Origin of the sequence: Sorangium sp. So ce363, assembly GCF_051520435.1 — a bacterium.
Taxonomy (GTDB): domain Bacteria; phylum Myxococcota_A; class Polyangia; order Polyangiales; family Polyangiaceae; genus Sorangium; species Sorangium cellulosum_B.
Window position 1 is genome coordinate 7,910,579 of sequence record NZ_CP150333.1, and the last position, 22,059, is coordinate 7,932,637.

The 22,059-nt window shown below is 70.2% G+C and carries 19 protein-coding genes; 13 read left to right on the top strand and 6 right to left on the bottom strand.

Annotated features, from left to right (window positions below; translation table 11 throughout):
* Positions 1 to 125: 125 nt before the first annotated feature.
* Both WMF12_RS29570 and WMF12_RS29575 read right to left on the bottom strand, forming a co-directional pair.
* Positions 126 to 656 carry a hypothetical protein gene (locus tag WMF12_RS29570; protein ID WP_437740037.1) on the bottom strand — a complete coding sequence of 177 codons (531 nt, stop codon included), beginning with the start codon at positions 654 to 656 and terminating at the stop codon, positions 126 to 128.
* A gap of 491 nt (positions 657 to 1,147) precedes the next feature.
* A complete protein-coding gene (locus WMF12_RS29575) occupies positions 1,148 to 1,918 on the bottom strand; it encodes a hypothetical protein (RefSeq protein ID WP_437850798.1) in 771 nt (256 codons plus the stop codon).
* A 757-nt stretch (positions 1,919 to 2,675) separates the two neighbouring features.
* Between WMF12_RS29575 and urtA the strand changes: the two genes are divergently transcribed.
* The 5 genes from urtA to urtE all read left to right on the top strand — a co-directional run bounded on the left by urtA (position 2,676) and on the right by urtE (position 7,697).
* The gene (urtA, locus tag WMF12_RS29580) at positions 2,676 to 3,902 is read left to right on the top strand and encodes an urea ABC transporter substrate-binding protein (RefSeq protein ID WP_437850800.1); all 1,227 of its coding nucleotides are present in this window, start codon (positions 2,676 to 2,678) and stop codon (positions 3,900 to 3,902) included.
* Between the two features lie 134 nt (positions 3,903 to 4,036).
* Positions 4,037 to 4,933 carry an urea ABC transporter permease subunit UrtB gene (gene urtB / locus WMF12_RS29585; RefSeq protein WP_437740040.1) on the top strand — a complete coding sequence of 299 codons (897 nt, stop codon included), beginning with the start codon at positions 4,037 to 4,039 and terminating at the stop codon, positions 4,931 to 4,933.
* Positions 4,934 to 4,947: 14 nt separating this feature from the next.
* Positions 4,948 to 6,081, top strand: coding sequence for an urea ABC transporter permease subunit UrtC (gene urtC / locus WMF12_RS29590; protein WP_437850802.1), 1,134 nt, complete (start codon positions 4,948 to 4,950; stop codon positions 6,079 to 6,081).
* A gap of 81 nt (positions 6,082 to 6,162) precedes the next feature.
* Positions 6,163 to 6,990 (top strand): urea ABC transporter ATP-binding protein UrtD, encoded by an 828-nt coding sequence (gene urtD / locus WMF12_RS29595; protein WP_437740042.1) that lies wholly within the window; start codon positions 6,163 to 6,165, stop codon positions 6,988 to 6,990.
* A gap of 5 nt (positions 6,991 to 6,995) precedes the next feature.
* Entirely contained in the window at positions 6,996 to 7,697 is a 702-nt protein-coding gene (gene urtE / locus WMF12_RS29600; RefSeq protein ID WP_437740043.1) for an urea ABC transporter ATP-binding subunit UrtE, read from the top strand.
* A 27-nt stretch (positions 7,698 to 7,724) separates the two neighbouring features.
* Here the strand turns inward: urtE and WMF12_RS29605 are convergent, their stop codons facing one another.
* From WMF12_RS29605 to WMF12_RS29615, 3 genes are all read right to left on the bottom strand, one after another.
* The gene (locus tag WMF12_RS29605; protein ID WP_437850804.1) at positions 7,725 to 8,390 is read right to left on the bottom strand and encodes a hypothetical protein; all 666 of its coding nucleotides are present in this window, start codon (positions 8,388 to 8,390) and stop codon (positions 7,725 to 7,727) included.
* A 350-nt stretch (positions 8,391 to 8,740) separates the two neighbouring features.
* Entirely contained in the window at positions 8,741 to 9,694 is a 954-nt protein-coding gene (locus WMF12_RS29610; protein ID WP_437850806.1) for a hypothetical protein, read from the bottom strand.
* Between the two features lie 467 nt (positions 9,695 to 10,161).
* The gene (locus tag WMF12_RS29615) at positions 10,162 to 11,010 is read right to left on the bottom strand and encodes a DUF4351 domain-containing protein (RefSeq protein ID WP_437850808.1); all 849 of its coding nucleotides are present in this window, start codon (positions 11,008 to 11,010) and stop codon (positions 10,162 to 10,164) included.
* A gap of 993 nt (positions 11,011 to 12,003) precedes the next feature.
* Here WMF12_RS29615 and WMF12_RS29620 point away from each other — a divergent pair.
* From WMF12_RS29620 to WMF12_RS29635, 4 genes are all read left to right on the top strand, one after another.
* Positions 12,004 to 12,747, top strand: a complete 744-nt coding sequence (locus tag WMF12_RS29620) for a formylglycine-generating enzyme family protein (protein WP_437850810.1) — start codon at positions 12,004 to 12,006, stop codon at positions 12,745 to 12,747.
* 172 nt (positions 12,748 to 12,919) lie between these two features.
* Complete coding sequence (locus WMF12_RS29625; protein WP_437740046.1) at positions 12,920 to 13,066, top strand: hypothetical protein; 147 nt, start codon at positions 12,920 to 12,922, stop codon at positions 13,064 to 13,066.
* Positions 13,067 to 13,097: 31 nt separating this feature from the next.
* Entirely contained in the window at positions 13,098 to 14,468 is a 1,371-nt protein-coding gene (locus tag WMF12_RS29630) for a serine/threonine-protein kinase (RefSeq protein ID WP_437850812.1), read from the top strand.
* 759 nt (positions 14,469 to 15,227) lie between these two features.
* Complete coding sequence (locus tag WMF12_RS29635) at positions 15,228 to 16,424, top strand: formylglycine-generating enzyme family protein (RefSeq protein ID WP_437850814.1); 1,197 nt, start codon at positions 15,228 to 15,230, stop codon at positions 16,422 to 16,424.
* A gap of 9 nt (positions 16,425 to 16,433) precedes the next feature.
* Here WMF12_RS29635 and WMF12_RS29640 read toward each other — a convergent pair whose 3' ends face one another.
* Entirely contained in the window at positions 16,434 to 17,402 is a 969-nt protein-coding gene (locus tag WMF12_RS29640; RefSeq protein ID WP_437850816.1) for an ornithine cyclodeaminase family protein, read from the bottom strand.
* A gap of 292 nt (positions 17,403 to 17,694) precedes the next feature.
* On the opposite strand from WMF12_RS29640, the gene WMF12_RS29645 reads away from it, so the two are divergent.
* From WMF12_RS29645 to WMF12_RS29660, 4 genes are all read left to right on the top strand, one after another.
* Positions 17,695 to 19,284: a DUF4215 domain-containing protein gene (locus WMF12_RS29645; RefSeq protein WP_437850818.1), complete on the top strand. Its 1,590-nt coding sequence runs from the start codon at positions 17,695 to 17,697 to the stop codon at positions 19,282 to 19,284.
* A 54-nt stretch (positions 19,285 to 19,338) separates the two neighbouring features.
* Positions 19,339 to 20,397 (top strand): hypothetical protein, encoded by a 1,059-nt coding sequence (locus WMF12_RS29650; protein ID WP_437850820.1) that lies wholly within the window; start codon positions 19,339 to 19,341, stop codon positions 20,395 to 20,397.
* Positions 20,398 to 21,076: 679 nt separating this feature from the next.
* Positions 21,077 to 21,376, top strand: coding sequence for a hypothetical protein (locus WMF12_RS29655; RefSeq protein WP_437850822.1), 300 nt, complete (start codon positions 21,077 to 21,079; stop codon positions 21,374 to 21,376).
* A 76-nt stretch (positions 21,377 to 21,452) separates the two neighbouring features.
* Positions 21,453 to 22,028, top strand: a complete 576-nt coding sequence (locus WMF12_RS29660; RefSeq protein ID WP_437850824.1) for an HPF/RaiA family ribosome-associated protein — start codon at positions 21,453 to 21,455, stop codon at positions 22,026 to 22,028.
* Positions 22,029 to 22,059 lie beyond the last annotated feature (31 nt).

Here is a 22,059-nt window from a genome sequence, read left to right on the forward strand (position 1 = left end):
CGCCGGCAGGACGGTATGCGACAAAACAGGACAGGCGATCTCGTCGAGATCGCCTGTCCTGCCCGGCCGGCTCGGATCACCTCAGGATCGATGGCGCACGACGCCGGCTCGGCGCCTGAGAGCCATCACTGGCAGGTGCCCAGGCACTCGAGGTACGGGAGGCACTCCGCATCGTCTTCGCAGGCGGCCGCGGCGGCCTCGATGCAGGCATCGTCCTCGGCGAGCTCATTCAGGCACGCCACGCAGTCGGCGTTGTTCGCATCCAGGTTGATGGTGCCGTCATCGTTGCAGACGTCGGTCGTGGCATCGGTGGTATCGCACACGCTGGCGCACGTGGCGTCAGCCGTGCAACCGCACGCCTCGAACCCGTGAATCCCGAGGGCCTCCAGCCCTTCCGCGTACGTCTCATCACAGCAGTCCAAGCACTCGTTCTCGGTCCCGGCGTCGGAGCACTCCTCGGCCCCGCCCGTGCCCGAGCCGCCCTCGCCCGTCCCGCCTGATCCGCCCTCGCCCGTGGTGGCCGACGACGTGGTGGTGGTCGAGCCCGAGGCGCCCGAGCCGCCGTCGCCGCTCGTGTCGCCATCACCGCTCGTGACCGTACAGGCCGCCATCATACCCACGCTGATCAGGATCGCTGCGAAACCGAAAGCTTTCATGAATCCACCTCCAGACGAGTAGGGTCGCGCCGCGCGGCTCGTAACTCGGCACTACACGTCGAGCGACGTCGCCGGGCCACGCTTCCTGTGCACTTCAACGCCACCGTCGGCGCCGGGCGCTGTTCCTACACCAGAATTTTACGTGATGGTATCTGCTTCGTGCCTACAGCTGCGCCTCTGCGCCCCGAGCGGTCGCGCGAGGAGCACGCATGTCTCTGCACAATGTGCGCGCAATCCACCGGGACAGATCGGTTGTCAGCAGTTTTATGCAACAGGAGCAGACCCTAGCACAGGGCAGGTGCGGGAGATCAAGCGGCTCCGCGTGGATAACCTGCTCCAGGGGAACGCGCTGGGCACGCGGGCGACCTCAACGGCAGAGGTGAGACAGGAGGCGCCCACCAGAGCTCGCTGGTGGCCTGTCGCGCTCCGAACGATCGAGATCTCGATGGAGCGGCGGCGAGCTCTCGGCCCTTTTGCTTGCGCGGGCTGTGTTACGAGCCGCCCGCGGCGCGCCGCATGGCGCAGTCGAGGTCGCCTTTGCAGGGGTCGCCCGCTGTACGCGCGCCGCCCGGGCTCGCCGGCGGCGCGGCGGTCGCCGGTCCACTGCTCTCCGCGGCGCGCTTCGCCGACGCCTTGCCCCCGGTTGCGGCGGCGGGTGGGGCCTTCGCCCCGCGCTCGCGCGCCTTGTCGCCCTTCTTCTTCGTGGCCGGAGGCGCCTCGGCGGGCGCGGCCGCAGCCTTGGCCTCCACCTTCGGCAGCAGCGCCAGCGCCGCGCTCGCCGCGTGCCGCACGCCGGGCTGCGCAGCCGCCTGGAGCGTCTCGCGCGGGGCGCCGAGCCACACCGCGCTGGCGACGACCGCCGCCCCGAGGACGCCCGCGATTCCGTAGCGCACGCCCGCGGCCCGCCGCGCGCGCGGCGGGCGCAGGTCGATCGGGACCTCGGAGGGCACGGGCGTGAGATCCGGCGGCCTGAACGCCGGCAGCTCGGAAGGCACGCCGAACGGAAAGATCTCGAGGTAGCTGCTGCGCTCTCCGTCGCCTGCGGGGGACCCGTGGCTATCCTCCATCCCGGAGCTCCTCGGGCCGCGATCGGCCCGCGCGCCGCTCTTGGTGGAGGCGTCCTTCTCCACCGCGAGCAGCGCGCTCAGGGAGATCACCACCGAATTCTCGTCCCGCGGCCCGGCTGCGACGCCGTCCGGCGCCGCTCCGCCGCTCGTGGATCGGCCATCCGTCTCGCCGGGCAAATGATCCGTGCTTCTCATAGGCTCCACCCCGCCTGCCCTCCGTGTCGACCGAGCACAGGGCGCAGACAGCATCTATCAGTGTACTCGCCATCTACCGCTCTTGATACAAGTTTTTTACTGCACTGGAGAGCACACCTCATCGCAACAGCTCGCCACAGCGCCGGAGCTCGCAGCGCTCGTGCGCGCAGCGGCCAGAGCCCCCCACACCGTGTCGGCTCAAGCGACATCGGGCGTGACGACCCCGGGCGAGGCCGCGCGTGCGCGCCCAACGACCCCACGCTCGACGCCCCGCGCGCCTCGCCCTCGCCCTCGCGTGCGGTGCATCACAGCGGAGCCGTAACCGGGGCGAAAACTCGAGCGGAACGAGAACAACGATGGATCGCTCGACGCGCTTTGTGGCCAGAAATCCAAACGGCCTGCGGAAAACGCACGGCGCCTGCCGGCCGGGCGACATTTCACGTCGACGAAACCTCGACGAAACATGCCACTCGGCATAAGGCCTTTCACCACGACGTCGTGTGGCTGGCCCTTGTCCGGGGACCGCGTTCTGCTGTGCAGGGCGGCCATCGGGTGTGTCCAGCCGGGAGTCTTCACTGGCCGGCTCCCGAACTCCCAACGGCTCTTGTGCAGTCGAATCGCCGCGCCGCGTCGATGCAGGGCATTGGACGCGCCCTCGGCACCGAAGGAGGATGCGTTGAATATGTACACGTCTGGGTTGGACGTTGAGGATCGGCCGGCGGCGGGCACCTCTCGGCGTCGTACGCTCTGCGTCGCGATGGCGGCGCTCGCCGGCGCGGCCCTGCTCTCTGCCTGCGGCAAGGCGAACGACGAGGCTCCGGCGCCCGGGACGGCGCCCGTGGCGCCCGCCTCGGACAGCGGCTCCATCAAGGTCGGCGTGCTCCACTCGCTGAGCGGCACCATGTCGATCAGCGAGGTGGCCGTGAAGGACGCGACGCTGCTCGCCATCGAGGAGATCAACAAGGCGGGCGGCGTGCTCGGCAAGCAGCTCGTGCCCGTGGTCGAGGACGGCGCCAGCGACTGGCCCACGTTCAACGAGAAGGCCAGGAAGCTCGTGCAGCAGGACGCCGTGGCGGTCGTGTTCGGCGGCTGGACCAGCGCCAGCCGCAAGGCGATGCTGCCCTCGTTCGAGGAGCTGAACGGCCTGCTCTTCTACCCGGTCCAGTACGAGGGGCTGGAGCAGTCGCCCAACATCTTCTACACCGGCGCCGAGCCGAGCCAGCAGATCGTCCCCGCGGTCGACTACCTGCTCGAGAAGGGCAAGAAGCGCATTTACCTGCTCGGCTCCGACTACGTCTTTCCGCGCACGGCCAACAAGATCATCAAGGCGCAGCTCGCGGCGAAGGGCGGTGAGCTCGCCGGCGAGGAGTACCTGCCGCTCGGCGGGACCGAGGTCAGCACGATCATCACCAAGATCAGCGCGGCCAAGCCGGACGCGATCTTCAACACGCTGAACGGCGACAGCAACGTGGCGTTCTTCAAGCAGTTCAAGGACGCCGGCTACACCGCCGACAAGCTGCCGGTCCTCTCGGTGAGCGTCGCCGAGGAGGAGGTGCGCGGCATCGGCGCCGAGAACATCGCCGGACACCTCGTCTCGTGGAACTACTACCAGACCACGGACACCCCCGAGAACAAGAAGTTCGTCGACGCGTACAAGGCCAAATACGGCGCCACGCGCGTCACGGACGACCCCATCGAGGCGGGCTACTTCGGGGTCTACCTGTGGAAGATGGCCGTCGAGAAGGCGAAGTCGACCGAGGTCGCCAAGGTGAAGGAGGCCGTGAAGGCCGGAGGCATCGAGTACAACGCGCCCGAGGGCCTGGTCCGGCTCGACGGGAAGAACCAGCACACCTGGAAGACGGTCCGCATCGGCGCGGTCCGGAAGGACGGCCTCATCGACGAGGTGTGGAGCTCGGGCAAGCCGGTCCAGCCGGATCCGTACCTGAGCGCGTATCCCTGGGCGAAGGAGCTGGCCGCGAAGTAGCGGGGCGCGAGCGCGAAGCCTGAAGCCCGGACCACGGAGCCGCGGAGGGCGCGGGGCCTCGTCAGGATGCCCTCCGCGCCTCCGCGGCCCGAACCTCACTGTGCGCGGCGTCTCGATCGGTTGGGTACTCTAGAATGAACGAAGTTCTCCTCCACGCCTTCAATGGCCTGAGCCTGGGCTCGATCCTCCTGCTCATCTCGATGGGCCTCGCGTTCTCCTTCGGGCTCATGAACGTGATCAACATGGCCCACGGCGAGTTCATCATGGCGGGGGCCTACACGACGTACGTCATCGGGCACCACGTCGCGCCGCTCGTCGGGGGGACCGAGGCCGGGCTCTGGTTCCTGCTCGCGCTGCCGGCCTCGTTCCTCGTGGCCGGCGTGCTCGGGCTCGTGCTCGAGCTCTCGATCGTTCGCTTCCTGTACGGCAGGCCGCTCGACACGCTCCTCGCCACGTGGGGTGTCGGGCTCGTGCTGCAGCAGGCCGCGCGGAGCCTGTTCGGCGCGTCCAACGTGCAGGTCTCGAGCCCGTCGTGGCTGAGCGGCGGCGTGGCGCTCTCGGGCGGCGCGCAGCTGCCTTACAAGCGGGTCTTCCTCATCGCGCTCGTGATCGCGTGCATCGCCGCGGTCTACACGTACCTGCACCGCTCCGCGGGCGGCAGGCGGCTGCGGGCCGTCATGCAGAACCGCGAGATGGCCTCGTGCCTCGGCGTCCGCGCGCGCCGGGTCGACGCCGCGACGTTCGCGCTCGGCGCCGGGCTCGCCGGGATCGCCGGGTGCGCGCTGACGCAGCTCGGCTCGATCGGGCCGTCGCTCGGGACGAACTACATCGTCGACGCCTTCATGGTGGTCATCCTCGGGGGCCTCGGGCGGCTGCCTGGCACGGTGGTGGCCGCGCTCGTGATCGGCGTCGCGAACACGCTGCTCGAGCTCTCGACGACGGCGTCGCTCGGCAAGGCGCTCGTGTTCGCGCTGGTGATCGCCTTCCTGCAGTGGCGTCCGACAGGCCTGCTCGCCCTGCGCACACGATAGGAGAGGACACGGACATGGCCCCTCGAGACTCCGCCCTTCGCAATTTCGTCTGGACCTGGGGAGCGCCGCTCGCCGTGGCGCTGCCGCTCCTCTTCGCGCCGCTCGTGCTCTCCGATTTCCGCCTGAACCTGCTCGGCAAGTTCCTCACGTACGCCATCGTCGCCCTGGGGCTCGATCTCATCTGGGGCTATGGCGGGATGCTGAGCCTCGGGCAGGGGCTCTTCTTCGGCCTCGGCGGCTACGCGATGGCGATGTACCTGAAGCTGGAGACGTCCGGCTCGCGCCTGCCCGATTTCATGAGCTGGAGCGGCCTCGAGGCGCTGCCGATCTTCTGGGAGCCGTTCCGCTCGCCGGTCGTGGCCCTCTGCGCCGTCGTCCTCCTGCCGATGGCGGTCGCGTCCGCGGTGGGTTATCTCGTCTTCCGGAGCCGCGTCCAGGGGGTATATTTCTCGCTGATCACCCAGGGGCTCACGCTGATCGCGTCGATCCTCTTCATCGGCCAGCAGGCGGTGACGGGCGGCACGAACGGGATCACGAACCTGAAGACGATCTTCGGCTTCGCGCGGGGGGCAGCCGGGACGCAGACGGTGCTCTATTTCGTGACGCTCTTCTGCCTCGGGGCGCTCTATCTCCTGTGCCGGAAGCTCACCCAGTCGCGCTTCGGGCGCCTGCTCGTGGCGATGCGGGACGACGAGAACCGGGTGCGCTTCCTCGGCTACAACCCGGTCACGCTGAAGACGCTGGTGTTCGCGCTGTCGGCGGGCATGGCGGGCATCGCGGGCGCGCTGTTCGTCTGCCAGGTCGGCCTCATCTCGCCCTCCTCGATGGGCGTGATCCCGTCGGTCGAGATGGTGACCTGGGTGGCTGTCGGCGGGCGCGGCACGCTGATCGGCGCGGTCGTCGGGGCGATCCTGGTCAGCCTGGGCAAGAGCGCGCTGAGCGAGTCGTACCCCGAGGTGTGGCAGCTCGGCTTCGGCGCGCTCTTCGCGGCGTCGGTCATGCTGCTCCCGAAGGGCGTCTCGGGCTTCCTGCAGCGGCACGCCGCGAAGCTCTCGCGCCGCGACACGGGCGGCGCGGCGGGGCCGGCGAGCGGGGATGAGGTCGATTCGGCGGCGGGCCCAGAGGCGCCGGCGACGACCGGTCGCTGAGGGGGAGGCGCGGAGATGAGCGGAAGCGAGCACGGAAACGAGCGCGGAATCGAACGCAGAGACGAGGAGAGGAGCAGCGCGATGAGCCGCGGCAACATCGTCGAGGTCCAGCGGGTGACGGTGAGCTTCGACGGCTTCAAGGTGCTGGACGAGCTCGACTTTTCCATCCAGCGCGGGGAGCTCCGGTTCCTGATCGGGCCGAACGGCGCGGGGAAGACGACGCTGCTCGACATCCTGACCGGCAAGACGAAGCCGTCGAGCGGACGTGTGGTGTTCCACGGAGGTGGGGAGTCCGGACAGGAGGCCGTGGAGGTGAATCGCCTGCCGGAGCACGCCCTTGTGCGGCTCGGGATCGGCCGGAAGTTCCAGACGCCGGCGGTGTTCGGGAGCCTCACGGTGCTCGAGAACCTGGAGGCGGCGATGGGCTTCCGGGAGAGCGCGCCGGGGCTGCTCCGCGGGCTGTCAGCGCCGCAAGAGAGGGAGATCGCCGAGACGCTCGATCGCGTCGGGCTCCGGCGGCGCGCGGACGTGCGGGCCGCGGTGCTCGCGCACGGAGAGCGGCAATGGCTGGAGATCGGCATGCTGCTCGTGCAGCAGCCGAAGCTGCTCCTGCTCGACGAGCCGGTGGCGGGGATGACCCGGCGCGAGCGTGACCGCACGGGGGAGCTCGTCCAGGAGATCGCGAAGCAGCGGTCGGTGCTGGTGGTGGAGCACGACATGGAGTTCGTGCGGCGCTACGCGAGCACGGTGACGGTGCTGCACGCCGGCAGGCGGCTGTGCGAGGGGCCGGTCGAGGAGGTCCAGGGCAACGCGCAGGTGATCGAGGTCTACCTCGGGCGGGCGCACGACGCGGGGCGCGCGCGGGGCGGGGCCAAGGAGCCGGCCGAGGCTCAGGCGGAGGAGCGGTAGCGAGCATGCTGGTTGTCGAGGATCTCGCGGTCTATTACGAGGAGAGCTGCATCCTGTCGCAGGTCAGCCTGGACGTCGCGCCAGGGCGGGTGTCGTGCCTGCTGGGCCGCAACGGGGTCGGCAAGACGACGTTGCTCAAGGCGATCATGGGCGTGCTGAAGCCAAGGCGCGGCAAGGTGACGCTCGACGGGGCGGACCTCACGGCGAGGTCGCCGAGCGACAGGGCTCGCGCGGGGATAGGCTATGTGCCGCAGGGGCGAGGGATCTTCCCCTACCTGACGGTGCGAGAGAACCTGCTCATGGGCTTCGAGGCGAAGAGCGATCCGACGCCTAGCCCGGCGGCGCTGGAAGAGATGATGGAGATGTTCCCCATCCTCAGGAAGTTTCACGCGCGGGCGGCAGGGACGCTGAGCGGCGGGCAGCAACAGCAGCTCTCCCTCGCGCGCGTGCTGCTGAGGAAGCCGAAGCTGCTCTTGCTCGACGAGCCGACGGAGGGGATCCAGCCGTCGATCATGCAGGAGATCGGGGAGGTGATAAAGGGGCTCGGACAGAAGGGGGATATGGCGATCCTGCTCGTGGAGCAGTTCCTGGACTTCGCGCTCTCGACGGCGAGCGAGTACTTCATCATGGATAACGGCGGGATCGTGCGGCGGGGGAGCGTGGCGGAGTTCGACGACGAGATCGCGAGGGAGTTTCTGGCGGTGTGAGGGCCCCTTCGAGGGCGGCCTGCTGATTCACTGTTTGCGCTCTTCGATCTCGGACGCGCCGGAGCGGCCGAGCTTGCGCTGCAAGTCCTCACGCGTCTCCGGTGATACCGGCATGTGCTGTATCATGGTGAGCACCCATTCCGCATCCCGCCGAAATGCGACCCACTGGGCGAAGTCGTCGAGGGCGCGTCCCGAGCGCGCCATCATGAACGGCACCAGGTCGTCCAGCAAGGGCAGCTCGTTCGCAGCGATCCACAGAAACTGAAACGGCGAGGGCCCGATGCGGTAACAGCCGGGCGCGAAGCGCTCCAGCACCCACACGCCGGGCAGCCACGACGGCACGTCGGGAGCGACGATCCACAGAGGCTCCTCGCCCATCCAGGGCGGCGAGCTCGCTTCGATGCGCTCGATCTCGCGCACCTGCCGCCGCAGCTGGGCGCGTTTGACCTCCGCCGCGTCGACGCGATCGCCGGCGAGCTTCAGCTCGATCCACACTTCCTCATGATCCCGAGCCTCCGGCCAGGGCGCTGCCAGCCTGACCAGGCCCTCGGGCCGCAACACCCGAAGAAGGCCAGTCGCCGGCGCGGGCTCACGCCGCACCTCCGGCGCTACCCACCGCGCGGCAGGGCCGACGGCAAAGCGCACCGCCCCCGCCGCGAACGTCTGCTTCGCGAACCTATCCAGCTTTCCCATGCCGCTCGGCTATCAGCTCGCACACCGCGATGCACGTCCAATAACCGCTCTTCCTGGCGGATATAAAGACACTGATCCGGCAGCATGCTCGTAATTCCACGAGCGGAGGCGACATGGAGAGAGGGTGCAGCCGAGGGCGTGGCGGAGTTCGACGACGAGATCGGGCGCACGCCGAACGAGACGCGGGGGCGATCCGCAAGCAGATCCGCGCCCGGTGGCAGGACGCCATAGATCCGCACGGTCTGAACGGGATGAAACTGCGCATCGTCGAGGTCGGGCACAGCGGCACCGAGGCGGCGTGGAGGTGCTCGCCAGGGGCGGTCGATGCGGAGCCAGCCGCGAGCACGAGGCTACGCCAGCGCTTGCTCGGCGCTCGTCGCGGTCACCGCCTGGTCAAGCCACCGCTCCAGCGCGGCCGGCTCCGAGCAGGCGTCGATCTGGGCCTCTAGCGCCGCGCTGAGCGCAAGCCCACGCCGCGCCAGGACCCTGCGGAGCGCCGCGCGCGCTTCCGTCAGCCGGCCTTGCTCCTGGCCCTTCTCGAGCCCCTTCTCGAGCCCTTGCTCGATCCCTTGCTCGATCCCCTCCTGGATGAGCTGTGCCTTGACCTCCGGGCTATCGGCGAGCAAGGCGCGAAGGATCCACTGCCTGCGCGCCTCGATCTCCGGGTCGTCGGAGCGAGCGAAGCGTCGCAGCAAGTCCTCACGGGTCTGCGGTGACATCGGCAGGTACTCTAGCATAGAGATCACCCATTCCACCTCCCGCCGCGGTGCCACCCACCGGGCGAACTCGTCAAGGGCCTGTCCGGAGCGAGCCACCAGGAACGGCACGAGCTCATCGCGCAGCGGTAGCTCGTTGGCGGCGATCCAGAGAAACTGAAACGGCGACGGCCCGACGCGGTAGCAGCCAGGAGAGAACCGCTCCGGCGCCCGCGCAACGTACAGCCACGACGGCAAGCGGGGAGCGACGACCCAGAGGGGCTCTTCGCCCATCCAGAGCGGCTCGCACGCGTAGATGCGCTCGATCTCGCGCGCCAGCCTGCGCAGCGTCGCGCGCTTGATCTCCCCGATGTCGACGTGGTCGCCGGCCATCTTGATCTCGACGAGCACCTCGTCATGGTCGCACGCCGCCGGCCAGGGCGCGGCAAGACGAGCGAGGCCGTCAGGCCGCAGCACACGGAGGTAACCGTCGGCCTGAACGCGCTCGAGTCGCACCTCGGGCGGCCGGTGCCATGCGGCGGAGCCGTCGGTGACGCGCGGGGTGTCCTCGGCGAAGGTCAGCTTCGCGAACCCGTCAAGCTTGCCCACGGCGGTCTTGATATCAACTCACCGGCGGCGACGCACTTCAAATAAGCGATCTGCACGGCAGATAAAGAGAGATGAATTCGCAACCCTGTGCGCAAGAGCGTGAGAGCGGGTGACCCGACTCCGGCGCCGCGGGCGACACGTCACGCTCGGTCCGAGCGGCCGCGGAGCGACAGCGCCCGAGAGCAGCGCGACGGTAGGCCTCGATGAGGCGCACGCCGTCGAGCCGGCCAAGGCACTGCGCAGCAGCCTGGGTGTGCCGTCCCTGCTCTCGTCCGTTCTCAGCTACGGGATCCCATCGGATCATGCAAACGGCGTCGGGGTCCGGTGCGCGAGGACGCCGTCACCAGCCGACAGGGCGATCGCGGCGCGTGACACGTTCCGCCCTCGCGGTGCGCTGCACGCTTCCCTGGACCGAGCCGGCGCGCCGGCGGTATCGCCTTATTGGGCGATATCCCCAGCAGCGGTCCTCAGCTCGGCTCGTCGAGCACTTCGGCGAGGGTCTTCGCGCTGAGCACCCGCTCGGCCCACTGCTCGAGCACGGCGATCTCGGCCCCCTCGACCCGGGCGACGGCGGCTTCCGGCAGCTCACCGAAGCGAGCTCGCAGCTGCCGCAGCAGGATGGCACGCTCTCCTTCGTGGCGTCCCTGCGCGACGTACTTTTTGGCGAAATCGCTCTGGTATTCGTAGCCCTTCACCATCGCCTCCAGGGCCCGCCGGGCCGTATCGTCCAGGGAATTTAGCACGAGATCGCCGTAGAACCTGGCCCTGTCCTCATCGAGCTCGCGGACGGCTGGCAGCACGGCGGCGGCGATGTTCGCGCCCTGCTCGCCCGCGCCGTGCGCGAGGGCGGAGAGCACGCCCAGCTCGGGGCGCCGGGCCGCCTCGGCCGTGTCCGTCACGATCGGAACCTCCTCATGCCCCAGCACAGGCGGGCGCAGGACGAGGCCAGGAATGCCGGTCTCGATGGGCTGTGCGCACCAGGCAGCGACGTCGGGGTCGGGAGCGACGACGAGCAGGCCGGCCGGGCATCGATGAATGGCGCGCGCGCCCATGGTGTACTCGGGCCAGGTGAAGCGCTTTCGAGGATCGATGGCGAGCTGGACCTCGACGATGAGCACCGAGACGGGGAGGTCGTCGCCGAGCAAGAGGACGACGACGTCGGCGCGGTACTCGGCAGGCTGGATCTGCGTGAGATCGATCGAGGTGGTGCACGCTCCGGAATGTGGCGGAAGCGGGACGCCCAGCACCTCGACGAGGAGCTCAGCAGCGAGCGACGGGCGGTTCTTGAAGAGATCGACGAGGATCTCGTGGTCCATGGACGGCATCGTGCGGTGGCTCGCAGGTGCTTGAGTTCCGGGAGTGCGCGGGGTCTCGCCGGCGAAGGTCTCGCTTCGCAAACCGCATCCCGATGGCGCGCGGAGGAGTTGATATCAGCGCTCCGGGAGGAGCGCACTCGAAATATCGACGTTGAGCAGCAGAAATAGAGACATCATGATGGCGACCTGCGCGTAATGCCGTGAGTCTGCGCGCCCTGCTGCCCCCTCTCATCGAGGCCGCGGAGGGCGGGCGGCACGGCTGCGGCGATCGCGGCGCCCTGCTCGCCAGCGCTGCGCGCGAGAGGGCGGAGGGCCAGCTCGGGGCGTCGTGCCGCGACTGCGGTGTCCGTCATGCTCGGAGCCGCCTTCCGCCCCATCACGGGCGTGCGCGGGTCAAGCGTGCGGCTCGCGCAGCAGGGCGTGAGGCCGATCACGCGTAGCGGTGGACATCAGGCGCGCGGCGGCGGTACGACGAGCCATGGCGAAGAGGACGGGCGCGAAATGGCTATGGGCGGCGTGGGCGGCGACGGCGGGCGGCTGTGCGCTGGTGGCGGGGCTGGAGGACGGTATTACGTGCAAAAAGAAGGCAGTGGCGGGAGCGGAGCTGGCGGAAAAGCCGGCGCCGGAGGGGCGGCTGGAGGCGGGATGGGAGGCGCCGGGGGAGCTGGAGGCGGGGACGAGTGTACGCCGGCCGGGAAGGAGTGCGTCAGGCAGACCTGCGTCGACGGGAAGTGCGTCGGGGAGTGCGGCCCGGAGGACGTGCGCTGCTCGGAGAACCGGCCACAGCGCTGCGATGAGCGCGGGGAATGGGAGGATGCGGCGCCGTGTGGAGCGGCAGCGCCAGCGTGCGACCAAGGGAAGTGCGTACCACGGAGCTGCGTCGGTCTGCCGGAGACGTGCGGTCCTGGGGGCGACGAGAGCTGCTGCGCGACGGGAGCGGCGGTCGAAGGAGGGACGTTCAACCGTGGCAACGATACGAGGTATCCAGCGACGGTGAGCGGGTTCTTGCTGGATAGGTACGAGGTGACGGTGGGCCGGTTCCGCAAGTTCGTGGAAGCATATCCCGGGAGCAAGCCGGCAGCAGGAGCAGGAGAGCACCCGAAGATCGCGGCGAGCGGGTGGGACGCAGCGTGGGACAGCAGCCTGCCCGCGGATACGGCGGCGTTGAAGGCCGCGGTGAAGTGCCAGTCGACCTACCAGACATGGACGGATGACTCCGGAGCGAACGAGCACCTCCCGATGAGCTGCCTGAGCTTGTACGTGGCGTTCGCGTTCTGCGCGTGGGATGGGGGTCGGCTGCCGACGGAGGCGGAATGGAACTACGCGGCGGCGGGAGGAGGCGAGCAGAGGCCGTATCCGTGGTCGACGTCAGCCAGCGACACCACCATCGATGCGAGCCACGCGGTAGTTGACTGCATGGGAGATGGGGTCATGCCGCGGTCATGCGCGTTCAGCGACTTCCAGCTGGTCGGCTCGCGGTCGCCGAAGGGGGATGGGAAGTGGGGTCAGGCAGACCTGTCCGGGAACCTGTGGGAGTGGGCCTTGGATGGGTTCGCGAGTCCGTACCCACCAGGCGAATGCAACGATTGCGCGAATCTCACCACAGCCTCGGTCCGGGTGATCCGGGGCGGGAGCTGGAGCGACCCCCCATCGCACCCGCTCTCTTCCAGCCGCAACAACCGCCTCCCGTCGGACCGCGGCGAAGGCACCGGGGCCCGGTGCGCGAAGACACCGTAGGACAATGACACAGATATTGCTTAATGTATCACTTCCATTGAAATTTGATCCTTGAACCCTTGTTCGAGCACGGATCCCCGCCGATGTCGGGCGATGGCAGCCGTAGCGCGGGAAGCCGGGGGTCCGGGGGCGGAGCCCCGGCCCGGCAGCAGCGCCGGTGATCGCGGCCCGGATGGAATCGCTCCTCGCCTGGATGGCCGAGCGGGTCGCCAAGTTCCCCCGCGATCACCGCTTCACGGTCGGCGACCGCCTCCTCCATGCCTGCCTCGACGTCACCGAGCACCTCGTCGAGGCCTCGTACCGGCTCCCGTCCCCTTGACGCCGCCCGCCCGGCGCGTGGGCCTCCTCTCGTGTCGGTCATCCTTGCGGAGGGGACGGTCTTCGCGCGCCGCTACCGCGTCGAGCGCCTCATCGCCGCCGGCGCGATGGGGGCCGTGCACGAGGTGATTCACCTCGAGACCGAGCGCCGCCGCGCGCTCAAGGTCATGCACGCTCACCTCTTCCAGAGCGAGCAGATGCGCGCCCGCTTCAAGCAAGAGGCGCGCATCGCGGCCAAGGTCGAGAGCGAGCACATCGTCGATGTCTTCGACGCGGGCGTCGACGAGGCGACCGGCATGCCGTTCCTGGTCATGGAGCTGCTCCGCGGCGAGGAGCTCGGCGAGCGCATCAAGCGCGCCGGCCGCCTGCCGCCCGCCGAGGCCGTCACCTATCTCTACCAGACCGCGCTGGCCCTCGACCGTACCCACGCGGCGAGCATCGTGCACCGCGACCTCAAGCCCGCGAACCTCTTCCTGTCGCAGCGCGAGGACGGCTCGGTCCGCGTGAAGATCCTCGACTTCGGCATCGCCAAGCTCGTCGCCGAGGGCGCGACCGCGGCGGGCACCACGAGCAGCCTCGGCACGCCGCTCTACATGCCCCCCGAGCAGTTCCACGGCCGCGCGAGGCTCACAGGCGCCGCGGACGTCTTCGCGCTCGGCATGATGGCCTATACGCTGCTCGTGGGCGCCTCGTACTGGGATCCCGAGGCGAGCAGCGTCGACGGCGTGTTCGCGTTCGCGATGATGGCCGTCCGCGGCCCGCAGGAGCCGCCGGTCCAGCGGGCGCGCGCGATGGGCGTGGCGCTGCCGCCGGCCTTCGACGCGTGGTTCGCCCGGGCCACGGCGGTCGATCCCGCGACGCGGTTCCAGCGGGCCACGGAGGCGGTGCGGGCCCTCGGCGACGTGCTCGGCGTCCCGGCGGGCGGCAGCCGGGCAACGTTCCCGAGCGCGCCGTCCTGGCCCGGAACCGCCCCCGCCACCGCGGCGGTGGCCCCCGCCCTCTTCACGGCCGAGCCGGTGGCGGCGACGAGGACGAGCGCGGGCCCGGTGCGCGACGCGCGCTCGTCCGGTCCGGCGCACGTGGGGAGCTCGACCGGCGCCGCGGTGTCCGGCATGCTGTCCAGGTCGTTGACACCGAGCCGCGCCCCGCTCGTTGCAGGGCTCTCGGGACTGGGGCTCCTCGTGCTGCTGGGCGGCGGCTGGCTCGTGCTGCGCGCCTGCACCCGCGCCCGCCGCGGCGCCGCCGGCGGCTTCGGCGCAGGAAGGCGGCGGCCCAGCGCCCGTCTGAACCCACGCCGCCCCGGAGCCGGCCCGGCAGCCGGCGCGAGCCCGCGGTGGATCAGCGCAGGCGTGCTGGGGGCAGGGCCGGCGGGGGCAGTCCTCGGCGCGCAAGGGAGCTGCTGACGCTGGCGAACGTGAACGGAGCTGGGAAACGCTACCGCCAGCAGGCTCCTGGCGCCGATCAGGAGTGGACGCAGCCACTCTTCTCGCATCGTCGGGATGCAGCCGTACCCGTAGGCCCCCTGGCGGAAGCGTGAATGGTGCGACGCTTCACCGTGTTCACCCTGAGAAACCGGTCGAGATCCGCCTCCTCGGCAGCAGCCCCAAGCAACGTCGGAAGTGCGTTCGCGATGGCAGCGAGCAGCAAGCGATCACGCCGCTGGGCATCATGGATGTGCGTGGCCGAAAGCCCCATACCGAAACGCAGATCCTTCGGTCTGCGTCGACAGCGCAGGGGCTGGCTCTCGTGAGGGGCAAGCTTGATCGAATTCGTCGCGCGAGTCGTCATGATGTCGCTCCGACCGACGGGAAACGCGCTAGGCTCGCTGGTCGCCTCCTACCGAGACAACTCCGGTCAGCGACGACGACCTCTCACTCGACAGGCATAATTTCTCGCTTCGAGCCTACTTGAAGCTCAAGATCTCGATCTCCGTGACGCCCAACCGTTAAACTCCGCCACAAATGTGAGGGATCCCTCAGCGGGGAGGCTGCAGGTCTGCCGCAAGGGGCGGCCGTCGTCACGCCGACCCGCTCGTTCCAAAAGAGTGAAGAGCGTCGAGCGCGGCCATACCGCTGGAGGCCGCGCAGCCGCGCGCGTCGCCGGGTAAGATCGCGGGCGCGCGCCGCGGTGGACAGCGCGGGGAGAGTGGCCAAAGAGGAGATATGAAGAGCAAGCGCACGCGTCGGTGGTGGTGGGCGGCATCGGCCTTCATGGCAAGCGGCTGCACGGCGATACTGGGGCTGGACAAGGACTATCACCCGTTCGAAGGCGCAGGCGGCGACACCGTCTCCGGCGGAGGCGACGCAAGCTCGGGCCGCGGCGGCGCCGGCAATGGCAGCGGCGGCGGCGCCGGCGAGTGCACGCGCGGCGACGCGCGGTGCTCGGACAACCGGCTAGAGCGGTGCAACGACCGCGGTCAGTGGGACGCCCCGGAGCCGTGTCCTGCGGAGGCGCCCGTGTGCAGCGGAGGGGCGTGCACGACGCCCCCGAGCTGCGAAGGGCTGCCATCGACGTGCGGGCCGGGCGAAAGCGAGAGCTGCTGCGCGAGCGCGGTGGTGCCCGGGGGGACATTCGACCGCGGCAACGATGCTGCATATCCAGCGACGGTGAGCGACTTCCGGCTGGATCGCTTCGAGGTGACGGTGGGGAGGTTCCGGAAGTTCGTCGAGGCGTACCCCGGCAGCCAGCCCGAGGCCGACGCGGGAGCGCGCCCGGGCATCCAGGGGAGCGGGTGGAACCCGGCCTGGAACAGCGAGCTGCCCCCGGACGCGGCGGCGCTGCGAGCAGCGGTGATGTGCAATCCGGACAACGCGGACATGCGGACGTGGACGGAGGAGGCGGGCGCCCAGGAGCACCTGCCGATGAACTGCGTGAGCTGGTATGTCGCCTTCGCGTTCTGCGCGTGGGACGGGGGCCGGTTCCCGACAGAAGCCGAGTGGAACTACGCGGCGGCCGGCGGGGACGAGCAGCGGCAGTATCCGTGGTCGAATCCGCCGGAGTCGACGACCATCGACGCGAGCTACGCCTCCTACGATTGCAGGGAGAGCGCGGCGCCCGGCTGCACATTCCAGAGCGACTTCAGCGACATCGCGCACGTCGGGTCCCGCTCGCCGAAGGGCGACGGGCGGTGGACGCAGGCGGATCTCGGCGGGAGCATGCGGGAGTGGGTGCTGGATGGGTACGGGACCTATCCGGCAGAATGCGTCGACTGCGCCAGCCTGACGGACACCTCGAAGCGGGTGGTCCGCGGCGGGAGCAGCTTCGGCACGCCGAGCTATCTGCTGACGTCGGAGCGGGTCAGCGTCGCGCCGTCGGCGCCCTATTACAGCCTCGGCGTGCGGTGCGCGAGGACGCCGTAGCGGCCGCGCTCAGCCGAAGAAGTCGAACGCCGTCCCGGCGCCCCGTTCGCGCGCGGCGGCGTAGATGATCCGCGCGAGCGCGACGTCCTGGATGGCGAGCCCGGTCGAGTCGAACACGGTGATGGCCGCATCGCCGCGCCCGTTCAGCTTGCCCGCGACGACCTCGCCGAGCGTGCCCTGGATGTGCTCGCGGCGCAGGGCGCCCGCGCGCAGCGGCACGTTGATCTCGCCGCTCTCCGTCGCCTGGTGCCAGTCGTCGATGATCACGCGCGCGTCCCGGAGGATGCCCGGATCGAGCTCCTGCTTGCCGGGCGCGTCGGCGCCCATCGCGTTGATGTGCGCCCCCGGAAGGACCCACGCGCGCTGCACGACCGGCGCGCGGGCGGGCGTGGACGTGCAGAGGATGTCGCAGCCGGAGGCCTCCTCCACCGAGACCGCGCGCCCGCCCGACTCGGCCGCGAACCGCTCGCTCGCCTCGCGCGACACGTCCGCGGTGAGCACCTCGAGCCGATCGCCGTAGACGGCGCGGTGGGCGTCGAGCAGGAAGCGCGCCTGCACGCCGCAACCGATGAAGCCGAGCGTCCTCGGGTTCGGCCCCGCAAGGTGCTTCGACGCGATCGCCGCCGCCGCGCCCGTCCGCACCGCCGTGAGGCGCGTCGCATCCATCACGGCGAGGGGCACCGCTGTGGCCGGATCGCTCAGGATGTAGAGCCCCATCACGGACGGTAAGCCGAAGCGCGCAGGATTCTTCGGGTGCGAGTTGACCCACTTCACACCAGCCGCGCCGTCGGCGTAGGCCGGCATCGCACGGAGATCGCCGTCGTGGGCCGGGAGCCCCAGATAGACCTTCGGCGGCATCGCAGCCTCGCCGCGGCCATGCGCCGCAAACGCCGCCTCCACCGCGGCGACGGCCGCCTCCATGGCGAGGAGAGAGGCCACATCGGACTGGGAGAGGAGCAGTGTCTTTTCGGGCTTCATCGGACGCGACCGTACGCGAGGGTGCCGCCGAACGCACGTGTTCCGGCGGCGGGCCGGTGGGCTCGCATGCTACGCGCGCCGCCTCGGTACGCCCTCTTTCCGCGAAACGGCCTGCTGTCCGGCGCGGATCGCGCATGAAGAGCCCGCGGCAAACGCAGCGCGCCAACGAACACAGATGCCGTGAACCAGGGGTTGGCAGGCGAAGCCGTTGCACTGAAGATGGTGCGGCGCTGCGCCGTGGGGTGGAGTGCACCTCACGTCTCGACAATCTCTCTTCTGTTGGAGCGGGTGGATGAACGTACGACTCGTTGCAGGTCTATTTGTGCTCGCGCTCTCGACGACCGCTGGGTGCGGCGGCGATGACGGCGAACGTGGCGAAGGCGGCGCCGGTGGCGCCGGCGGCTCCGGCGGCGCCGAGCCCACGGGCAGCGGCGCCGGTGCGTCGGGCGCGACCGGCACGGGCGGCAGCGGTGGCGCCGAGCCCGCGGGCTCGGGCGGCAGCGGCGGCGCCGAGCCCACGGGCACCGGCGGATCGGGTGGCGCCGAGCCCACGGGCACCGGCGGCGCGGGTGGCGCCGAGCCCACGGGCACCGGCGGCTCCGGCGGAGCGAGCCCCACGCCCTATGGAGCGGCGTGCACCTCCGATGCGGCCTGCCCCGAGGACTACTGCATCACCGAGCGCGAGTGGGGATGGCCGTCCGGAGCCTGCGCGGGCCAGTGCGATCCCGCCGTGGGAGACTGTCCCAACGGCGGCTTCTGTGAAGATTTCGGCGAGGGTCTGGGGTTGTGCCTCCTTCTGTGCAGCGGGCCGGACGATTGCCGCGACGGCTACCGGTGCAGCGAGATCAGGGGCGAGCTCACCGCGTGCATCCCTGGGTGCACCGAGAACTCGCAGTGCCGGACGCTCGGCGTGTGCGACACGCTCGACGGCCTCTGCAAGCTCGGCGAGACGGACTGCTCCGACGGCGAGGACGACGAGGGCGACGAGCGCGTCGACTGCGCGGACAGCGACTGCACCGCGACCTGCCGCCCGCTCGTCGACGCAGCCTGCGCGGACGCGGCGCCGGCGACGACGGCGACGATCGAGGGCGATACGTCGCTGGGCACGCGCGTGTTCGAAGGCACCTGCGGGGGCGTGGGGCCCGAGGAGGTCCACCTGTTCACGCCCCCCGCTGGGCAGTCGGGCACGCTCCGCGTCGTGCTCCAGTCAGGAGCGGGGGATCACGTCCTCTACGCCCGCACGGCGTGCGCGGACGGATCCACCGAGCTCGCCTGCCAGGACAAGACCGCCCCCTCGGGTGCCGGGCCTGAAATCGCGTTCGTCGTGAGCAAGGACCAGGAGGTGCCGATCTTCGTCGACGCCGTCACGTCCGCTGGCGCAGGGCCGTACACGCTGGAGCTCTCGTTCTCTCCGGCCACCTGCGGGGACGGCACCGTCAGCCGGCCCGAGGAGTGCGACGACGGCAATACCGTCAGCAGCGACGGCTGCTCCGCCGAGTGCACCTGGGAGCTCGACGACATCTGCGCGGACGCGCCCGTGGCCGTCCTGGGCGAGAACCGGGGCGACACGACGAGCGGGACGATGGTGTTCGACGGCACCTGCACCAGGCCCGGGATGCGGGAGGGGATCCACGCGGTCACGCCGCAGAGCGCTGGCAGGCTCAGGGTGGTGCTGTCCTCCGAGACCGACCAGGGCTTCTACGTGCGGGCCGGCTGCACGGGCCGCCAGCTGGCGTGCATCGAGGAGCAGATCCAAGGCCGCGACGAGAGGACCGATATCGCTGTCGACGGCGGCGTGCCGCTGTTCATCTTCGTCGAGCCGTACAACTCGCGGGACGCCGGCCCCTACACGCTCAACCTCTCCTTCACGCCCGCCGGCTGAGCTCCCGCGCCTGGGAGCGCCCTCTCGCCGGGGCGGATGCGGTACGCTGCCCGCGTGCTCGCCGCCCCGCCTCCGCCTCAGCCACCTCGCCCCGCGCGCTGGCTCGCCGCCGCGTTGCTCGCCGTAGGCGCGTGTCAGCCGGCCTCGGCGCCCCCCGCCCGCGCCTCCCAGGACGCCGCGACGCCCCCCGGCGCGGCCAGCGCCAGCGCCGCGACGCCGACGCCTCACGACGGCGCCCCGCCGCCGCGGCCCGCGCCACCCCCCCGCGGCGGCAACGGGCAGCCGGCGCTGGTGGCCGCGGGCGACGGCGCGTCGCTCGATAGCCGGTCGCCGGTGAGGCTCCCGCCGCCGCCGTTCGGCGCGGCGCTCTTCCGGCGCGCGCCGGCCGGAAGCTCCGCCGCGCCGCGCCTCGTGAAGGTCGCCGAGAAGAAGAACCAGATCACGGACGAGGCGGCATGGTTCACCACGAACGGCCTCGCGCTGCCGATGATCACGCCGGCGCCGAGCGCGGACGCTGGCGGGGCGAGCGACACCTTCCCCTCCTTCGCTCCCGAGCGCTACCGCGATCAAGCGCTCGTCAAGGCGATCGGCCACGGGGACCACAGCGCGCTGCTCTACGGCCCGAACTTCGCCGAGGCGCGCTTTGCCGCGATCCTCGACGCGGCGCACACGATCGTCGCCTTCTTCGACTTCGAGAGCTTCCTCATGCCGCCTGAGTTCGATCCCAAGGAAGCCGACTTCGTGAAGGGCAGCATCGGCTGGGCCGCGGTCGAGGACGGCGTCCTCTACGTCTCGTCGGGGCACAGGACGTATGCGGCCTCATCGAAGGGCAAAAACGCCTACCTGTCGGCCATCGAGCTCGCCTCGGGACAGCTCCTCTGGCAGAGCGCGCCGCTCGTCTGCAACGCCGAGAATTTCGTCTTGCATGGAGATCACCTCCTCTGCGGATACGGCTTCACGGCCGAGCCGGATTTCCTCTATGTCCTCGAGCGCGCCACCGGCAAGGTCGTCTCGAAGCTGCCGCTGAAGAGCGGCCCCGAGTTCCTCGTCGAGAAGGACGGCAAGCTCTTCGTCCGCACCTACGACACGGATTACGTCTTCGAGATCCGCTGAAGCGGCGCCCCGGCACGCCGAGGAGCGAGATCGAGCCAACGGCGAGCACGAGGGCGAGCTCGGGCGCACGTGACAGGGCGAGCGGAGGAGCGCGAGCCGGCGGCGCGGCGACGTTCGCGGCGCGGGCGCTCGCCCTCGTGCACGCCGTCCTGTCGCTGCTCCTGCGCCGCACGACGACACAACGACGCGCCGTGCGCACGTGCTCCCGATCGGCACGGCGGGCGGGCCTTCGCGTCGCTCCGCGCTCCGTGAGGGCCCGTCGTGGCCGCCGCCCCTCGCGGCGCCCCCTGATGGCAGAGCTCGTCAGGAGCGGGCGGCACCGCTCCCGGACCCGACACGCGTGGAGCGCCGACGAGACGCCATGGAACGACGTGAAGCGCGCCGCACGTCGCAAACTGCCCCAGGAGAGGGCGCCCCGTCGCTTCATGCCACACCCCCTTGCCACCCTGGAGATGCACGAGGGACGCAAGAACTGGCTCCCTCCGCGCAGAGCCTGCGCCTCCGCGCGCGCGGCTGGCGCGCTCGACCGTGAAGGAGCGCGCCGCGCGGCTGTTGCTCGGTTGAGCGGCCATGGCAGCGAACTTGCTACCTGATCACGCCGAGCACGCGCGAGGTGTTCACGGTCGCAGGGCCAATCCCTCCGAGCCTGCGCCTCCGGCGAAGCAGACGCATACCGACGATGCTACAGCGTGATATGAAGCCGAGCCACGTGGGCGGGCAGGACATCGGGGGCAGGCCCTCCCCCCTGGATCCCGGTGTGAAGCGCGCGCCGGACATCGAGGAGCCGACGCGTCGGCTGCGGGGCGTCGCCTCGGCCGATCTCCGGGAGATCCCGGTCTTGCCTGAGGAGGCCCGGCTGCCGCGCGACGCCGTCGATCGGGCAGCCCCGGAGCGGCGCGCGCTCCGAGCGATCGCGCAGAGAGCCGCGAGGCCGGGGCAGCGCCCGGCGCCTGGACCGGAACTCCCACCCACGTGCTGAAATCGGCTGATACGGATCAGCGACCCACAGCGACTGCAGTGAGGCGTCCCAGCGACGCAGGATGAAAGGAGAGAGCATGCAAGTGGAGCTCACCTTCCGACACATCGGCAAAAGCCCCTCGCTCGAGGAGCTGATCCGGGAGCAAGCGAACAAGATCGAGCGCTTCAACGACCACATCAACAGCTGCGCGGTGGTGGTCGAGCGCGACCACGCGAGCATGGGCACGGGCGGAGAGTACCGCGTGCGCGTCGACCTCCATGTGGCTGGCAAGCACGAGATCGTGAGCGAGGAGCGGGCCGCGAGGAACCTGCTGCCGGCGGCGGTGCGCGACGTGTTCCAGCGCGCCGGTCGCCAGCTCAAGAAGCTCGCGGACGAGCACCGGAGCGAGGTGAAGGCACACCCGGCGCAGGACACGGCCGGCGTCATCGCGAAGCTGTTCAACGACTACGGGTTCATCACGACGATCGATGGTCGGGAGATCTATTTCCACGAGCGAAGCATCGTATCGGCTCCGTTCTCCGATCTGAGGGTCGGCATGGGCGTCGCCTACACCGAGGAGGACGGCAACGAGGGGCCTCAGGCGAGCAGCGTGCGCGTCGTGGACGCGCGCGGCGGCAACCGTGGCCGCGAGGAGACACCTACGCTCAGCTAGCCCGAACGCGCGGGGCTCGGGCGCACGGCGC